This is a genomic window from Sphingobacterium sp. UBA5996, assembly GCF_002429765.1.
GTDB lineage: Bacteria > Bacteroidota > Bacteroidia > Sphingobacteriales > Sphingobacteriaceae > Sphingobacterium.
Window position 1 is genome coordinate 246699 of the sequence record NZ_DJAS01000008.1, and the last position, 17646, is coordinate 264344.

Genomic DNA, 17646 nt, shown 5'->3' on the forward strand with positions numbered 1-17646 from the left:
AACAAGATAATGGAGGAGCCAGAGAGGCTCAGACCATTTGCATTTTTTACTTAAATAATCTTGTGTTCAATTAAATTTTACTAATTTTGACGCTAACCATATAAACTGTTGTCAATGAGGAGTATATTATTATTTTTTGTTTTGGTGAACGCTGTGTGTTTCGGCCAAAAAAATGAAAGTTATCTTATAAAACAAGAGCTATTCCTAGGAAATAAGCTAGCAAACTCCAAATCGACTTATGTGACCGTGTCTTCCAATAAGACATTATCGAAGCAAGCTTTTCCGTTGGAAATAAATACGAAAGCCATCACGTATACAGATCCGGAAAGACAATTCATCTTTTCGAGTTTATACCCAGATAGTAGCCTTAATGTTTTGTATTCGAGCATGTTGGCTGATGTTTTAATGCAATTGCATCAACCTATTTATTTTAATTTTCAAGGCGAGCAGACGATTGTCGATACGACTTCGCTCAAGAAGGAGATTCGGGTAAAAGCCCAGCATTGGGAGCTAACAGACGATGTCGCTGCAATGGTAGCTAACAATATGGCTGGTGTGGGGGCTGCGTTAAGCCAAGAGCTAAATCATGCCTATATAAACAAAGATTTCTTGAAAAGACTCCAAGTTGAGTCACAATTGGTGGACAGTAAAAGGTATAGCATGACAAAAAGCGATAAGCAGAAAGTATATTTAACCTTCAAAGATACTTCCAAACAGTTGGAAGGGGAGCTTGTGATTGCTAAGAAAGGCTGTAAACTTATCAGTCTAAATCAACGACAAACCTATACGTTTGATAATCGCCCTGTCTTAAGTACAACAAACATACAGCAATTGGAGACCATTATGCATCCTACTTACGACGAAACATATGCCGAAATGCTATTATCAAGCAGTTTTGTGAGCAAGAAATTATTGACCGATGGCGCAGTCGATAGTGTGAAAGTAGTGGAGTACATCAAGAAATACGATGCTATTTTTCCCAATGATAAGTTTTTTGTGCAGAAAAAGTTAAATCTACTTCAACAGATTAAAGACGATAAACAATACGACTTAACGTTGAAAAATACACCAGTAAATTTGTTGGCAGGAACACACCATCTCTCTAATCTGCTTTATAGAGGCGAGCTATCGAAGGACAAATTTATGGCTTTGATTCCTTTGCTGGACAAGGAAAAGAAATATAACTGGATACAGAATAGTTTGTACCAAGGGTATGCACCTTCGAAGGAATACCTATCTGCTAGTGAACAGATCGAACTATTATTGAATGGCTTTTCCGAATTGGAAAAACAATACATCTATCCTATGGTATTGTGGCAACGAATCGAGGATCTGGACAACGATCTACCACAATCTCGGAACCTATTTAATGAGCTGATGGGATTGAATGCTGATTATTGGACCAATGGAAATGCCGGGCGGTATGCTTTGATGATATATCAGCGGATGGTGCCGATTGATGAGGTGTTTAGCAGGCAAATGTTAAATGATATCATTGCAAAATTAACAACACTTTATGATACGGATCAAACTAAGGATAGACATATAACACGGGCGCATCTTGCCACCGCCTATTATTTTGCTTACCAATTAGTTCATAAAAATGATAGAAGAGAGGCCTTGGCCTATTTGGAGAAAGCTGCACTATATTCTCCAAAAAAAGATGCTGAAATTGCCTATGATTCTTATTACGATACGAACTTTTTAAAGGCTAAAAACAACTATTCGGAAGATTATCTGACCGAACTGGCTTCGACGGGCCAGAAGGATGTTGCCTTATCAAAATACATTAAAGAGTTTTTGACTGTGCAGGGAACAAGCTACAGGGGCCTACGTGATTTTTATCAACATTACTATTCAGATCAGAAGTTTAGCGAATTTTTTATGCAAAAAGTTGTTTCGCAGTTACCGGAAGCCCCTAATTTTATTTTAAAGAACTTACAAAATGGTCAAACAACAAATGATGATTTGAAAGGTAAATGGACATTGGTGGATTTTTGGGGTACCTGGTGTGGACCATGTGTTGCAGAAATGCCGAAACTCAATGATTTTTATGACCAGCTCAGGATAAATAAAGAAAGGTCGCAAAGAATTGGTTTTGTCAGTATTGCGTGTAGTGATACAGAAGATAAAGTGAAAAATTTTATTGCCAAAAACAATTATACGATACCCGTACTCATGTCGGACAATCGGGTGGAACGAGATTTTAATGTGCAGGGTTATCCGAGCAAGTATATTCTAACACCGGAGGGGAAGTTGATAGCGATGCCATTTGGTTTTGACTGGCAGCAGTTGTTAGAAGAAATAGCGTTTTTTTAACATAGTTCTCGCTATTTTATAATGTTTTTATCTAATCCCTATGAAATGAATAGCTAGTCATTGACCTTTTCATATACTTTTTTTTGTGCTACTTTCGTTATATTTAAACAGAAAGGGAATTAATTGATATTATAGCTAGAAATAATGTTAAAGCATTTAAAGTATATAGACGGCACATCAGATAAATTTTGGAAAATTCAAACAACTGGAGTAAGACATACCGTAACCTACGGTCGAAACGGAACGGCCGGACAAAGTAAAAGTAAAACATTCGACTCGGAAGCAGCCTGTCTAAAGGATGCCGAAAAGCTAATTGCTGAGAAGATAAAAAAAGGCTATTCTGAAGACGGTACTTTAGGCGTCGATCGTAGTGAAAAAGATTCAGCTGTTCGACCGCTTTCGGTTGCTAGCCGACGGAAAGAAGAAGCGGTAGAGTCACTGAGACTACTTATCAAAGAGGCAAGGATTGAAAATATCATCCCATTTTTGGAAGAATACGCTAGTGGCAACCTCGAAGTTTTAAAAAAAGAAATTCGTGCTGCCAAGCGCTACTGGGTTGATTATAGTGATCTCTCCAAAGATCCTGAATTTAAAAGTAAAGCCCAATACAACTGGGGTATACGAGGTACGAAGACACAGCAACGAGCGGTGAAGTTGCTGGCTCTGGCCACATTTTCCGGCTCAGATGCGGGTAGCTGGGATATTTTTCATGAGCTTTTAAATCAAGCGAAGAGCCATGACGTGATGCAAATCCTAAACTATGCCAAACCCAATTGGTTGGGCGGTTATTTATTGCAGTTAGTTCGTAAAAATGATTGGCAACGCATTACATATGATAATCTTCGCTTACTGGAGCAAATGGGACATATCGATTTTGAACCAGAGCTCTATGCAAGCTCCATTTCTGGTTTTAATCATTATGAATCAAAAAGGTTTTTTGAACAACTCACCACCGATGAATTGACAATCCAAAGAGATATTCCATTGGTGTTTGCTTACGAAACAGGGATTCAAAATGCCTATTGGAATTATGATTATCAGCATGCCGTCAATGAACTCTTATGGGATAAGGTGTTCGACACATTATTGGCCAATGGGAAAATTGATCCAGAACTTATCATCACCGGAGCGCTTGAAGCTCAAACCAAAAACTGGAATATTAATCTCAAAAGCTATTTCAGAAAGCTTATTGAACGGATGAAGCTTTCTGAAGATAAAGTGATCGAATACCAGCAAAAATTCTTTTCCTTATTGCATGCTGAATCTAGTGCCGTGATCAATTTTGTAGTTGATTATCTGAAGCCATTCCTCTCGCATAAGGATTTTCATTTACAGGAGTTTTTGGATTGGGCAGAATGTATCTTTATGCGGAGCGATGTTAAGTCAAGCCTGAAGACCCTTTTGATTCAATTTGATAAGCTATTGAAGCAAAAGCCAGCGTGGCGCGAACGATTTGTTTTACTGGCTGCAGATCTATTTATGATTTCGGACCTACAGTTGCAGGAAAGGGCAAGTAAGTTTATCTTAAAAAATCAGCATGAGCCTTTGGAAGCGTTATCTGACAAGCTTCAATTATATCAAACGCAAATGATGGGAACAATAGCGGTTGACCTAAAGCATCTTTTTCAAAAAGAGGGTTATTCAGAAGCTGAAATCTTGGCTGAGCTGAGCGGCCGTTCCGCCGAACGATATGTCTATCAGCCGACAGAATTTCGTTGCCTGAACGAAGCTTATGAATATCCGCAGACCTGGAACGAATTGTTTTTCAAGGTGGGAGAGGTCATCGGAGGCTCGGATCCTATTCAGGTGGAAATACTAATGAATGCCTGGGTGCAACAGACGGCCGTTTTTCCCCCCGACTATCAGATACAATTGGAGCCTTACATTAAGCAGCTAACAGGATCTTATCGTGAATCATCTTGGTACAACCATTTTTCAGGCGCCTTTATAAATATGTATTATAAGCCGACTGTAGTATATAAAGATAAAGATCGATACCACAATTACTCCAAATGGGTGAGTTTGATGGGCAGCCAATTGGAGTTACTGCAACGTTATCGGATTGATGGCATCTGCTTACCGCTGTTGAGTCTGCCGACGCATAAGCCGTTTTGGATTGCACCCTCCATACTCGTGCAGCGCATTTTGGCTTATCAGGAAGCAGACGTGAAAATTAATTTATTGGACTTATCCATTGCGCTAAGCCGTACAGTTCGTGAAGATTTAGAGGGTATCGAAGTACTGATAAAGCAAATTAAGGAACAGCAATTCCAAGATGTGATCAGTTATGCCCTAGGCCTGGATTCGATGAAACTATATCAACAATCCTGGCTGAAGAATTTATTGTCTTTCAAAGATTCCGATCAGGCAAGCTGGATTGGCGTATGGGCAACCGTGGCCCGTACGCATCATCGCGATACTTATTTTGAAGAATTTACCAAAGAGCCTTTGGCAGACATCCCCTTTGCTGCGGAGCCATTTCGTCCGGTATTGCAAATAGAACCAACGTATTATAACGGTTACAATTACACGACTAAAAAATCGGAAAAGGTATACAATGGTGATAAGCTGACGTATTATTTTCCGTCTTTCAAACACGGAGCTGAGACTTTTTTGTATCATAAAGATCTTTTTAATCGTGGCAATGATACGCTGTTGGCTTATTATTTGTATAGGGCGGATGTCCCTTTTATGCATAGCTTAATGCCGCAGAATACAGAAAGTCTTTCCATGTTCTTAACGGTGGGATTGAATGGTAAAAGTGATATTGGCGGAAAATCTTCAGCAGCTTATCTGCAGGAGATGTTGTACGATTTTTTCCGCTTTGATCAACAGTCCAATCTGTATCTGGCAACTTCGTTTTTCAATAAAGAGAAAGAAGTGCGTGCGATGGCGGTTGAAGTCATTTTGGCTGCAATTAACGAAAATAGATTGGACACCGCGGAATTAGGTGTGCAACTGGGACTGCTGCTCGGTAACGGCTATGGGCCAATTGGGCGATGCGTGGAAGTTCTGGAGCAATGTCGCGATATATCTTCGAAGCATAACAATGCGTTATTGCAGTTGCTGGAGATGGCTTTTATTCATTATAACATTGCCGAAAAGATGCCCACGAATTTTAAAAAGCTCATCGAATACTATTACGATTTGATGAATAAGGAACAATACAGTTTTTCAGCTGAACTGCAAGAGGTTTTTGGGAAGCTAGAGATATACAAGAGTTTACAACCCATTTTGAAAAAAATAAGACAATAAATATGGCCGAGCAAGATATAGCGATTAGCTATGCAAGAAATTCACAACTGACCCACCAATCGGGTATTCAGCAATTAGTATTAGCTCATCAGTCCGAATTGACAGAAGTCGCCAACGTGCCTTGTTTCTTTTGGGGGAGTTTGACGGATCCTCTGTTGACTTCTAAATGTTTGTTGACCTTGTCGAAAGTTGTGCGATCGAGTTTTGGACCCGTACCTCCGAGTTTACGGGATCCTATCGTTTCAGCTGGTACAAACCAGATTCGTTTCGAGGGATTTTCTTCCTGTAACGGTGTTTACGCACGTTTAGATTTATTGGAAGATGCTATTGATGGTGAGTTTATTACCAGTGGTACAACCAATGTAGATTTCAATGAACCGATGCTCAATGCATTAAACGCTGTCAAGAAGACCGAAAAGATGGTGTTGGGAGTAGGAAGCAATGAGGTTTCTATTCGTACTGATAAAGCCAAAGTGACTGAGAAGAAAGTAAGTTTGCCACCACGCTGGATCAAAGGGCTGACTTCCGTTCAATTATATCTGGCGGGTATGGAGCTTCAGTTTGAATTAAATAAAATTCAGCTTATCCAATTATTTCAGGGCATTCCCAAAGGGAATGTGAAAGGGGAGTTCTATTTGACGAAAAGGGCTAACCGATTTGTCTTTTCACCCATAAGTACAGGCGATGCGGTACGTATTGGTGGTATTCAGCGATTGCGCCTATTGGAGGGGTTGGTGACCTATGCCGACAGGTTACTTGTTTATCAGGAAAAAGGAGGTGAGAGCGCGGCTTTTGTTGCCGACTTTGGTAAAATGAGACTGACTCTGGCTTTGTCACCGGATAGCTATCGCGGATTCTCGGGTGAAGGTAATGTGTTGGAAAATATGATTAAGGCCGTTCCTGATGAATGGGTTCACGCCGTGAATGGATTGCTTAAATCCAACGAGCTATTCGACCCAACAATGCTTTCCATTGAGCATGATGTCGACTTCGATACGATGGATACGCTCTCTGCTTCATTATCTTCCATCGGGTTGTTAGGTTATGATTTACATAGTCATCAGCATTATTATAGACGATTGCCTTTTAAGATGGAACGTATTTTAGCGTTGAATCCGCGGTTAAAAAATGCGAAAAAACTTGTTGCGACAGCAGGTGTACAGTTTGTCAAGAATACAACGGATTATATCGAGGCGAGAGTGGATGGATCCGGTGTGCAACATACTGTCATTATACAGGGCGATAAGTTTCAATGTACCTGTAACTGGTTTACTAATCATCAGGGAAAGAGGGGGCTATGTAAACATATACTCGCGGTAAAGATGCTGAATGGGTAGCGAAGAGCGCATCATGTTTTTCCCCTTTATGGTAAAACATGATGCAAAATACATTACGAACTGAACATCTAAAAATGTCGCAAGGAAAATAGAAAAATAGTGTCGTGCAAAAGTTAGAAAGGTTTTGTTAATAATTCATTAATTGATTAATTTAAGGAAAATTTTCAATTATGAAATCTAACAGCCTATTTATTTTCCTTATTGTTTTTCTAACAGCAGTAGCCACTCCTGTCTTTAGTCAACAAAATTTTAACTTTTCATTTGATCAACCGATTAATGCTCCATGGTTCAAGATAGGCGATACGACGGTTTTTAAAAGTAGTATAGACCAAAATACATATTATAGTGCAAAAGGAGCGCTTCGGATTGAAAGTCTAAAAAAGAACAGCGCTTTCGGAGGAATTATGATGTGGTTACCATCAAATTTAAAGGGCGATTCCATTGAAGTGTCTGCGATGATTAAGCGCGAGAACATCATCGCGGGGTCTTATGCGTCGATGATGTTACGGATAGATCCCGAAATCTTTTTCGATAATATGGCTAACCGCCAAATGAATGGGACAAAAAACTGGGAAAATATTAAGCTGAAAACTAAATTGGTGCCAAACCAGACGGAAGGGATCTCCATTGCGTTTTTTCTTTCTGGAGAAGGTAAGATGTGGGTTGATGATGTGCTCATTACTGTAGATGGTAAGGATATTACCAAGGAAGCGGGAATGTTTGTGCCATTTGCGAAAGAAATCAGTGAACCTGCAAGTTCGGGGATATCTGACTTTAATAGTACGCCCAAGATTGATCAACGCTTAGTGGATCTGGGACGAATATGGGGTTTTCTGAAATATAGGCATCCGGCGATAGCGCAAGGGAAGTATGATTGGGATCAACAGTTATTTAAGTCTATAAATGCTGTTATTATGGCAAAAGATAATAAATCTGTTGAGGCACATTATGCTGCGCTGTTAGACAGTCTCGGCACAACGGTCAATTATGCCAAGCCACTGCTTGAAAACGTCGTTCACGAAATAGATTATAGCTGGATCGATGAGCTTCTATTTAATGATGCTCTTAAAGATAAACTGAAGCGTATTCGTTACAGTAGTTTTGATCAACACCATTATTTTGGTTTTGTTGAAGGTATCGGCAATGTCCTTTTCAAGAATGAAAAAAAATATGACAATGTATTATCAGCGGACGTAGGATTTCGTTTGTTGACGCTTTTTCGCTTCTGGAATATGATCGAGTATTTTTCTCCTTATAAACACCTGACGGATCCGAAATGGGAAGCGGTTTTAAAAGCCGCTGTGCCCGAAATGATCCTTAGTCGGGATGATCGATCTTATGGACTTTCACTTCTCAAGATGATATCCCAAGTAAAAGATGCACATACCGGACTTTGGAGCACGCCTAAAGGGCTGATAAATTATTATGGCAAGTACCGTATGCCAATAGAGATCCGAATAATAGAGGGAAAAGCCGTGGTAACTAAAATCCTTGATCCTGAGATATTCGGAGATAAACTGCGAATAGGAGATGTGCTTATCAGTAAGGAACATAAAAAGATTGAAGAAATCAGAGATTCACTATGGGCTTATATGAGCACACCGAATGAAGCTGTGGCCAACCGTGATCTGGCAAGAAAGCTTGTGACAAGCAATAGCGAGCTTGTACCCTGTGAAATATTGCGTGATGGCGAGCCTATTACAGTAAATATTGTTGCGATGTCTGCTAGCCAAATTAAACCTGCGCCAAAAGATACTGTGGCTTTTAAGATGCTGGATAATAATATTCTATATATTAATCATAGTTTACTGCGTGGTAAAATGATTACAGATAATAGGTTAAACTGGAGTAAGGTAAAAGGTATTGTGATTGATGACCGCAATTATCCCGGTGATTTTTTAGTGTTCAAGCTTACACCCTTGTTGTTGACCAAGCCTACTGATTTCGTTCGTTTTACCAGTACGAGTCTTCAATATCCTGGAACTTTTGTAATGAGCAGCCCATTACAAGTTGGGGAGAATGCCAATGATTGTTATCAGGGTAAAGTGGCTATTCTGGTCAATGAGGATACGCAGAGTTCTGCGGAATATCATGTGATGGCTTATCAGGCAGCTGGCAATGTGAAGGTTTTTGGATCTCAAACTGCAGGTGCTGATGGCAATGTCAGTTCCATTGATTTACCAGGTAATCAAAGGACAATGCTTTCGGGACTGGGTGTATATTACCCTGATCAGCGTGAAACTCAGCGTGTCGGTATTAAAATTGATGAAATTGTCAAGCCGAGTATAAAGGGGATTCGCGAAGGTAAGGATGAGGTGATGGAAAAAGCATTGGAGTATTTAAATAAATGAGTTTGGTCTTACGATTGATCGTTGCGGAGAGGTGAGGACTTAAAGTCGGATAACATAAGGTGATTTGTTTTAAAATAAATACTAAAATATTTAGTATTTTAATAAGGTTTAGCTACCTTTGTATTGTTACTTACAGAAGTCGTACCAATTAAACAGGCAATTATGTTAACAGATCAAACTTTAGTATCCGATATAAAAGCGATTATTTCCCAGTCCAAAGACAATGCCATTCGTGCTGTCGACCATCAGCGTACGTTGATGTACTGGCATATCGGCCAACGTATTTTTGAACAGGAGCAGGAAGGTAAGGATAGAGCGGACTATGGGAAATACATCATAAAATATCTTTCAGCGGAGTTGCAGCCTGAGTTTGGTAGTGGTTTTTCGTATAGACAGCTAAATTGGTGCCGCCAATTTTATCGCACATTTCCAATTGTGTCTACACTGTGGACGCAATTGAGTTGGAGCCAGTATAAGCTGCTTTTAAGTCTTAATAGCGAGGAACAACGGGAGTTTTATATTGCCGAAACCATAAAGAATAATTGGACAGTCCGCCAGCTTGAGCGGCAGATCAATACCAGTCTATATGAACGCCTGCTGCTTAGTAACGATAAGGAAAGTGTATTGGCTGTAGCCAAAAAGGAAAAGATGCCTTCTGATGCCAAGGAAATTATCAAAGATCCAATGGTACTGGAGTTTTAGGGTTGAAACGGGAAAGCGCTTATTATGAAAAAGATCTTGAAGGCGCCATTATTGTTCATCTTCAAGAATTCCTTCTCGAATTAGGGAATGGCTTCTCCTTCGTGGCCAGACAAAAACGCATCCATATAGAAGGTGATGAGTTTTTTGTTGATCTGGTCTTTTACAACCGTCTATTGCAAAGTTTTGTGATCATTGAGATCAAGACTCACAAATTAACCCATCAGGACATTGGTCAATTGCAGATTTATGTCAATTACTATGATAGCATTGAAAGGCTTCCATATGAACATCCCACGATCGGCATTTTAATCTGTGCGAGTAAAAACGATGCGGTTGCGAAATTTACCCTTCCCGAAGACCAAAAACAAATTGTTGCCAGTCAATATGAGCTTTACTTACCTACAGAGCAACAGTTGCTGGATGAGGTGAACAAAGAACTGGAAAGTTTTGTGAGTAAGGTTGGCGATGAGTAAATTTACAACGAGCATTATATATTTTTAAAATGCAACACTATACCGCTGCTACTTTCTTCTTTGCAGCTTGGAGATCAAAGTAGTTCGGATCCCATTTTTCACCTTTTTCTAAGCCGAGCCAGGTTCGCATCTCATCATGTTCTTCATGGTGTATATCTTTCATGACATCCTTTACATTTTTATATCCCCAAGTACTTCCGCAATCTTCCGGTGGGCAAGCACCTTTTCCCTCCAGTAACTCCGCTTTTAATACATGCTTGTCTAGAATGTCCTCGACCACAATTTGATGTGTCCAGCTATCACCAAAATCATAGATGTAGGTGAACTTTTGCTCTGGCTGATTTAAAATGTCTTTCAATATTAGCAATTCGGCATCTTCGGTATTTCCTTCGTCCCACTCTTCGTCAATTATGGCAATCTCAGGATATGATCCAAAACCTTTCGGCGAAAACTGATAAAGGTGATAGTTTTGCCAACCAAATGCTTCTTGTATCACTTGATGTAAGCGATCAAACGTGAAATAATCGGGAACTAATAACTTTCGCCACACTGGTGGTTTTGTTATCCCTTTAATCTGTATTTTTAATTGTAATAACATCTGTATTTATTTTATTCCTCTTCACTATTAAAACAACTCATAATAGCTGTAATTTTTGTAATCCCTCACTCTCTGTCGATCAATGGATGTTCTTGTCAATCTAAAAGACTATTTAGTCCTTCTTTGTTGAATAATAATTGACCTATTTGCAGATTAGACCATCCTGTTTTCAATACATAAGAAAAAGCTGGCGTCTCTTCGACAATCTTGCAGTCTATATAGTTTGGGCTCACTTGGACGTTGGCTTCTGCAATTTTTTGCCGTAATTCAATTATATGAGTAGAGATAATGAATGTAGAAGTAGCAAACTTTTGAAGACCCTTGATCGTTTTTACACTTATAACCAATGCATCTTCATAGTTGGTCCCCTTAAATAGCTCGTCGAAAATGGCGAAACATCGTTTACCCTCATGCGCTTGATGAACAACGTTTTTCAATTTGATAATTTCTTGCATAAAATGACTATAACCATTTTTTAGATCATCGCTGTGATTAATTTGAATCGATACATTATCATAAAAAGGAATGGTTCCCGCGCTGGCAGGCATAGCTAATCCCAAATGAGTCAAGTAAACGCATAAGCCGATGGATTTAAGCAGTGTTGATTTTCCGGACATGTTTGCACCTGTAATAAGTACTATATTGTTGTTTATAACGATATCATTTTTTACAGGATTAGATAGCAATGGGTGATATAGTTCTGTGAGTTGAAAACAATATTCATTCATTGTAGCGAACTGAAAATTGTTTTTATAAATTGCTTTCCCGATTGAAAAATAAGCTTCTAAAAGAGCTAGTTTCTCAAAAAATAAAAGCGTATCACCATTTTTACGGTTTTCAGAAACAATAGCGTTTAGCTCCTGGATGGAAATATAGCCTAGTGTACCTTTACGGATTTTGGATATATAGTGTCGAAGTTTGAAGGAGTGGAGATAGTTTATGACAAACCTAAGATCCTCTTGATATTTATGGGGAAATTCATTCAGTTCAATATTTCCTGTGAGATCATTTTCAAGCTTGGATAAGAAGTTAATTAGTTGCGCATACTCGCCAAGTAAGATGTTGCTCTTACGTTTTTTGACTTTGTAAGCCAGAAAATCAACTTTTTTTAGGTACTCTAGTGGGAAATGACATAAGAACTTATGTGAATCTGCATACTCAATTTTAGTGTAATAGTAGTCATTCCCGCGTGATATGGACAAAATAATTTGTTTTAGGATTGTTTGTCTATCGTTGATTTGGGAGATAGATGATAATGGATTTTGTAGAAGTTTGTCGAGCGCCGAATGACTATCTGAGTTTAATGTATAATCAAATATGGGTAAAATGTCTTTTGATAAATATAAATCTTGTGTATCATTCATAATTGCTTTTAGGTTTATTGAAATTGTTTATGCTGACTTTACTCCTGTATTAAATCTTCGATTAGCTGAAGTTTTACAGTTTCCAAAATACCTTTTGGATCATCCATAATTACTATTCCAAAGATATCCTTTTTTATGGACGCATGGTTTCCATTGTTATCGCTGGCTTCATAATTTCCAAATATATCCTTTCTTACAGAAACACGGCTCCCTTTGTTGTCTTCAATTGTTTTGCCGCCCAATATGTCTGTTATAATGGATGTGCTTTTACCCGTGTTATTTTCAATTGTCAGGTTTCCTAGAACATCCTTTGATATACGACTACTATTTCCTTGGCTGTCATGAATGTCTAAGCCACCTATAACATTTTTAGATACAGTGGCGTGGTTGCCACTCGCATCACTGATATCTAAACCGCCGAAGATGTTTTTTGAAATAGTAGTGAGGTTGCCGTGGCTGTCACGGATCTTCAAATTATCAAGGGTATTTATGAAGTTAGTGGATGGACTCCAATCTGGAATATCAAAATCTCCACTTATATTTTTCCTGACCGTTTTTTCCTTTCCTTCGTTATATTTTACGACTATATTGGCGGAAAGATCCTGTTTTACTGATGTTTTAAGTCCGTTGTTATCCGTTTTTGTATATCCGTTCCAGTGGTCTTTGCTGTATTTAATACTTTTACCCCAGTTGTCTGAAACGGTTACCTCTCCCCAGCTATCAGTTTTTATTTTAATGGAGCCTTTATCTAAGCCTTCCGAAACAGCTAATTGTGTAATATACTTTCGGATATCATCAGAAAGTGTATCAGTTAAATGGTTAGGATAGTTTCTATGCTGGGAAATCCTTGCTTTTACTGGCACTGTTATAGAAAATAAAAATAACAAATTAAATAAGATATATAGGCGTTTCATGGGGCTGTAATTTATGATTAAAATACAATTTTTTGATAAGAAAATAAAGTAAATGATTTTAATTCGCTTAATTCTAGCCGATAAAATGGTATTGTAAATTGAACTGTCACATCACTTCTTTTAGAGTTCTTCCTTCCAATACCTCTGCACTCCATCAATAGAATCTTTCTGCAGTAGAGCTTGACGGCTACCACATAGAATCTTCATGCACTTTTCAATGTCGCTAACTCTAAATTTAATGCTTGATTCTGCTTTAAGCCTTTTGAAAATTTCCAAGGCATTAACTTGTCTGTCAAAATAGCTTTGTTCTATCCAAGTTTTAAGAAGTTCGAGCAGAGGTCTGTTAGTTTTTCGGGTGCTGCCTTTCGGCGCATTTTTCTTTTTCCATATGATGCGTGTGCCTTCTCCTTTTTCAGAATAAATGATATGGGAAAATTTGAAATCAATAGCTTGATTGAGCGACGTAAATGTCGCGCAACCGGAAAGGTGCGTTTGAATAGTAGGAGCGAAGCAAGCTTTTCTATTCATTGGTTAAAATGGCGCTATAATAAGTGGCTACGGGGAAAAAATCGAAGGAAGCACCGATATGGCAGTGGGGCAGGAAAGCCAAAGCAATGCTATACGTACGGTTACATCCACTGTGGTGGATATCATATTACGAAAGAGCATCCGCATGATTACAGGCGAAAAAAAGAAAAATATGAACAGAAATATACTGAATAATTGATGATCGCTGCTTTTTTCAAATTTATTTTTCAAACATAGAATATTTTGTACATTTGTATCGAATAAAATCGAAATTGAAATGGCAGAAACTGTACAACCAAGAGGTCCAAAGACAACTGATAATAATGCGAATCAAACACATTACTACAAAACATTGGTAGTAGCGATCGCTTTAGGTTTAATAGGTACATTTATCCGTTTTGTACCGGATGTTTGTACGTCTATGGGTCAACAAACATTTTTGTTTTCCGCGATAGCTAACATCTCCATGATCGTAGGCGCGCTTATCGCTTTCAAAACCGTGTTCGGAATTTTGGGATTTGGAAAAAACCGTGACTAATTACTACTCAGCGAAGATATCTAAAGCCTCAGTTTACTGAGGCTTTTTTTGTGACGTATAAAGCGAATGATCTAGAACGTTAACAATACAGGTGGATTGTCAAATACAACTATCATATATAAAAAAAGCCTTCCAATTGGAAGGTTTTTTTTATATCGTGTGTCGCGTGCTATTAAGCGAAAAGAGACCAGGTAGACCAAGGAATACGAGCAAGCATCAAGATTAAACCGATGATGAAGAAAATCAAAACGGTTTGATTTGCTTTTTTTGCATTTTCAATCTTTTTAGCTTTAGAATAACCAATGGTGATCAATACAATAGCAATAATCATGGTCAATGGGTGTTCGATGATTTTAAATCGTAACGAAGGATCTTTCATTACAGCACCAGAGATCATCGAAGGGTACTTTAAATAAAAGAATAAAATCAATCCCACCACTAATTGAATATGCGATGCGATGAAACCCAATAAAGCAATTTTACGGTTGTACGGTTTGTTGCCTAGATAGTTTGATAGGGTGATCACGATCGATATCACCAGGGCTAGCAATAAGACAATTGCTATAGTCGAGTGTAAATGTAACATAAAAGCTCTCTTTAATTATTTCCTAAGTTAGCAAAGATAAAAATATATTGAATGTATTTGTTAAAAATCATTGTTCCAACAGAAATACCTCCGCAATTGGATGGAATAGGTACATACGCTTGCTGGTCAATTCCATGCATTTATAACGTTTCCTTATCTTTTCAATACGCTGAAATGAACGCCCATTTTTTAATTTAAAGAAGTGCCCATCCTCTAAGGATTCTACCGTAAGGGCGCTGCTTTTGACGGTGTCATATAACTTTAAGGTACGAAACAGGTGGAGGTCTGTGCAGCTCGATGCTGCCGGGTTTTCCATATAGTGTTGAATCGCCTGGCTGATATCGGTTGGGAAAATATTCAGTTCAAGAAATGGTCTCATTAGTTCCTTAAAATTATTTTTCCACTCCGTACCGTGTGGCTTGACACGATGCTGGTGTTTATTCCATGTTTGTAAATGTGCAAATTCGTGAATCGTCGTAATCAAAAATGAATAAGAGTTTAAGTCATGGTTAACCGAGATACGGTGCGGGCTTCCTTTATACGGAGCGCGGTAATCTCCTAGCTTGGTACTCCTGGAACGAGAGATCTTAAATAAACACTGCGTATGATTAATCCACTTGGAAATGATTGGAGCAGCTTCTTCGGGCATGTATTTTCTTAGTGTAGCACTATAATCTTGCATGACATAAAAATAGGAATTTATTCATGTTAATAAAGCGCATGTCGACATTCTTTTGTCAAAAATAGAATTGTTTTACTAAAAAAAGTAGTTTTAAATTTGGAAAAATGATATTATTTTTAGTATTTAGTATTTGTAAATGTTACGTGCCGATATGTCAATAGATCAGAGGAGCTATGTTTTTAATAAAATGTATTGAAATCGTCTGATTTTTAGGTAAATTACCTGTAGAAAAAGTCATGTTAACATGCAAAATGATGAGGAAAGGTATTTCCTCCAAACTGTAATAAGACCTTTAAAAATATGCTGGATACCTTACATATTAAAAATTATGCGCTTATAAACGAGTTGGAAATCCAGTTCGATAAAGGTTTGAATATGATTACCGGGGAGACTGGGGCTGGTAAATCCATTATTATGGGAGCCCTATCGTTAATTTTGGGAAATAGAGTAGAGGGAAAGTACTTTTTCGATCCAACGAAAAAGTGTGTGATTGAGGGAGAATTTAAAATAGGTTCCTATAAATTACTCAATTTTTTCGAAGAAAATGACCTAGACTATGCAGATCATACCATTATTCGAAGAGAAATCACTCCCGATGGTAAATCTCGAGCATTTATTAATGATTCTCCCGTTACCCTAACTATTCTCAAGCAGTTGGGTGAACAATTGATCGATGTACATTCTCAACATGCAACATTGCAGATCAATACAGAACAGTTCCAATTTTTAGTGGTCGACAGTGTCGCGGGCACATTTTCATTAAAGCAAGATTATCGAGATAGTTTCTTTGCTTATAAGAAAGCCAAAAAGGAACTCGAAGAATTTAAGGAGCTGGTAAAAAAGGCTGCATTAGAACAAGATTATTTTCAGTTCCAATTTGATGAACTTGATGCAGCGCAATTGGTGTCCGATGAACAGGGGCAGCTCGAAATACAACAGCGCCAATTGGAAAATGCAGAAGATATTAAGCGCGCGCTAACCGGTGCATCGCAGCTATTGGAAAATGATGATACGGCTGTTTTAAGCCGTTTGAAGGACGCTATGAGCCAAGTGGAAGGTATCACTTCATTTCTTCCTGAAACAGCAGATTTGGCTGCGCGGTTAAAGAGCGCATGGATTGAGCTCAAGGACGTTGCCGCAGAGATAAGTGCTCTTGAAGAAGAGACACAAATCGACGAGGGTACTTTGTTGGAAATTAACGAGCGCCTGAGCTTACTCTATTCATTACAGAAGAAACATCATATGGACTCCGTTGAGGAGCTTATTCGACTGAGGGATGAGCTTGAGTCCAAGTTGATGGCCATAAATTCTTCTGATGAGCAATTGGAGCGGCTGGAAAAAGAGGTAGTCGTTAAGTTGAACATTGCTCAGAAAAATGGTAAGGAACTATCAGTAGGCAGGAGCAAAGTGTTGGCGTTAATCGCAAAAGAAGTGCAAGCTACCTTAGCAAATGTGGGAATGCCCAATGCACGTCTTCAAATTAATTTAGAGCTCTTAAAGGAAGGAGAGATGCGGGAATCCGGAATGGATGCTATCCAATTTTTGTTCTCTGCCAATAAAGGGCAGGAAATGCAATTCATCCATAAAGTGGCCTCTGGAGGTGAGCTTTCACGGGTAATGTTAGCCATAAAATCTTTAGTTGCCAAAACTTCTGCCCTGCCGACTATTATTTTTGATGAAATCGATACCGGGATCTCTGGTGAGGTGGCGTTGCGTGTAGGTGAAGTAATGGAAAGTTTAGCTGAGAATATGCAGGTCATTGCTATTTCACATTTACCCCAGATTGCTGCTAAAGGTGCTGCGCATTATAAAGTGTACAAAGAAGATAAAGCCAATCGGACAATATCCAACATTGTTCGATTAGACAATGCGGGTAGGGTTACTGAAATAGCACAGATGCTCAGCGGAGCCAATCCAACGGATGCTGCGCTGGAACATGCGGAGTTGTTGTTGAAGGGGTAATGAATACAACAATGCCTCAAAAAGGATTTAACTATTG

14 protein-coding genes are annotated in these 17646 nt (G+C 38.6%); 8 read left to right on the plus strand and 6 right to left on the minus strand.

All coding sequences use genetic code 11. The features are described 5' to 3' along the window. Positions 1-114: 114 nt before the first annotated feature. From B3E00_RS06225 to B3E00_RS06250, 6 genes are all read left to right on the plus strand, one after another. Positions 115-2319: a TlpA family protein disulfide reductase gene (locus B3E00_RS06225; RefSeq protein WP_209579118.1), complete on the plus strand. Its 2205-nt coding sequence runs from the start codon at positions 115-117 to the stop codon at positions 2317-2319. Between the two features lie 144 nt (positions 2320-2463). After that, on the plus strand, positions 2464-5574 hold the full coding sequence (locus B3E00_RS06230) for a DUF6493 family protein (RefSeq protein ID WP_209579119.1): 3111 nt from the start codon (positions 2464-2466) through the stop codon (positions 5572-5574). 2 nt (positions 5575-5576) lie between these two features. Beyond that, a complete protein-coding gene (locus B3E00_RS06235; protein ID WP_209579120.1) occupies positions 5577-6911 on the plus strand; it encodes an SWIM zinc finger family protein in 1335 nt (444 codons plus the stop codon). A gap of 170 nt (positions 6912-7081) precedes the next feature. After that, positions 7082-9262 carry a S41 family peptidase gene (locus B3E00_RS06240; protein ID WP_293937677.1) on the plus strand — a complete coding sequence of 727 codons (2181 nt, stop codon included), beginning with the start codon at positions 7082-7084 and terminating at the stop codon, positions 9260-9262. A gap of 162 nt (positions 9263-9424) precedes the next feature. Then, entirely contained in the window at positions 9425-9964 is a 540-nt protein-coding gene (locus B3E00_RS06245) for a DUF1016 N-terminal domain-containing protein (protein ID WP_293937679.1), read from the plus strand. Positions 9965-9966: 2 nt separating this feature from the next. Continuing rightward, on the plus strand, positions 9967-10437 hold the full coding sequence (locus tag B3E00_RS06250) for a PDDEXK nuclease domain-containing protein (RefSeq protein WP_293937681.1): 471 nt from the start codon (positions 9967-9969) through the stop codon (positions 10435-10437). A 37-nt stretch (positions 10438-10474) separates the two neighbouring features. On the opposite strand, the gene B3E00_RS06255 is transcribed toward B3E00_RS06250, so the two are convergent. The 4 genes from B3E00_RS06255 to B3E00_RS06270 all read right to left on the minus strand — a co-directional run bounded on the left by B3E00_RS06255 (position 10475) and on the right by B3E00_RS06270 (position 13841). Next, positions 10475-11035, minus strand: coding sequence for a plasmid pRiA4b ORF-3 family protein (locus tag B3E00_RS06255; RefSeq protein ID WP_293937683.1), 561 nt, complete (start codon positions 11033-11035; stop codon positions 10475-10477). A 95-nt stretch (positions 11036-11130) separates the two neighbouring features. Continuing rightward, on the minus strand, positions 11131-12399 hold the full coding sequence (locus tag B3E00_RS06260) for a MutS-related protein (protein WP_293937685.1): 1269 nt from the start codon (positions 12397-12399) through the stop codon (positions 11131-11133). A gap of 38 nt (positions 12400-12437) precedes the next feature. After that, positions 12438-13313: a hypothetical protein gene (locus tag B3E00_RS06265; RefSeq protein ID WP_293937687.1), complete on the minus strand. Its 876-nt coding sequence runs from the start codon at positions 13311-13313 to the stop codon at positions 12438-12440. A gap of 120 nt (positions 13314-13433) precedes the next feature. Beyond that, on the minus strand, positions 13434-13841 hold the full coding sequence (locus B3E00_RS06270; protein WP_293937689.1) for a hypothetical protein: 408 nt from the start codon (positions 13839-13841) through the stop codon (positions 13434-13436). Positions 13842-14118: 277 nt separating this feature from the next. Here B3E00_RS06270 and B3E00_RS06275 point away from each other — a divergent pair, with 277 nt between their 5' ends. Continuing rightward, complete coding sequence (locus B3E00_RS06275; RefSeq protein ID WP_209579127.1) at positions 14119-14379, plus strand: hypothetical protein; 261 nt, start codon at positions 14119-14121, stop codon at positions 14377-14379. A gap of 172 nt (positions 14380-14551) precedes the next feature. On the opposite strand, the gene B3E00_RS06280 is transcribed toward B3E00_RS06275, so the two are convergent. Both B3E00_RS06280 and B3E00_RS06285 read right to left on the minus strand, forming a co-directional pair. After that, entirely contained in the window at positions 14552-14965 is a 414-nt protein-coding gene (locus B3E00_RS06280) for a hypothetical protein (RefSeq protein WP_209579128.1), read from the minus strand. Between the two features lie 67 nt (positions 14966-15032). Beyond that, complete coding sequence (locus B3E00_RS06285; RefSeq protein ID WP_293937691.1) at positions 15033-15647, minus strand: sprT domain-containing protein; 615 nt, start codon at positions 15645-15647, stop codon at positions 15033-15035. A 300-nt stretch (positions 15648-15947) separates the two neighbouring features. On the opposite strand from B3E00_RS06285, the gene recN reads away from it, so the two are divergent. After that, positions 15948-17609, plus strand: a complete 1662-nt coding sequence (gene recN, locus B3E00_RS06290; protein ID WP_293937693.1) for a DNA repair protein RecN — start codon at positions 15948-15950, stop codon at positions 17607-17609. The last annotated feature ends 37 nt before the right edge of the window (positions 17610-17646 follow it).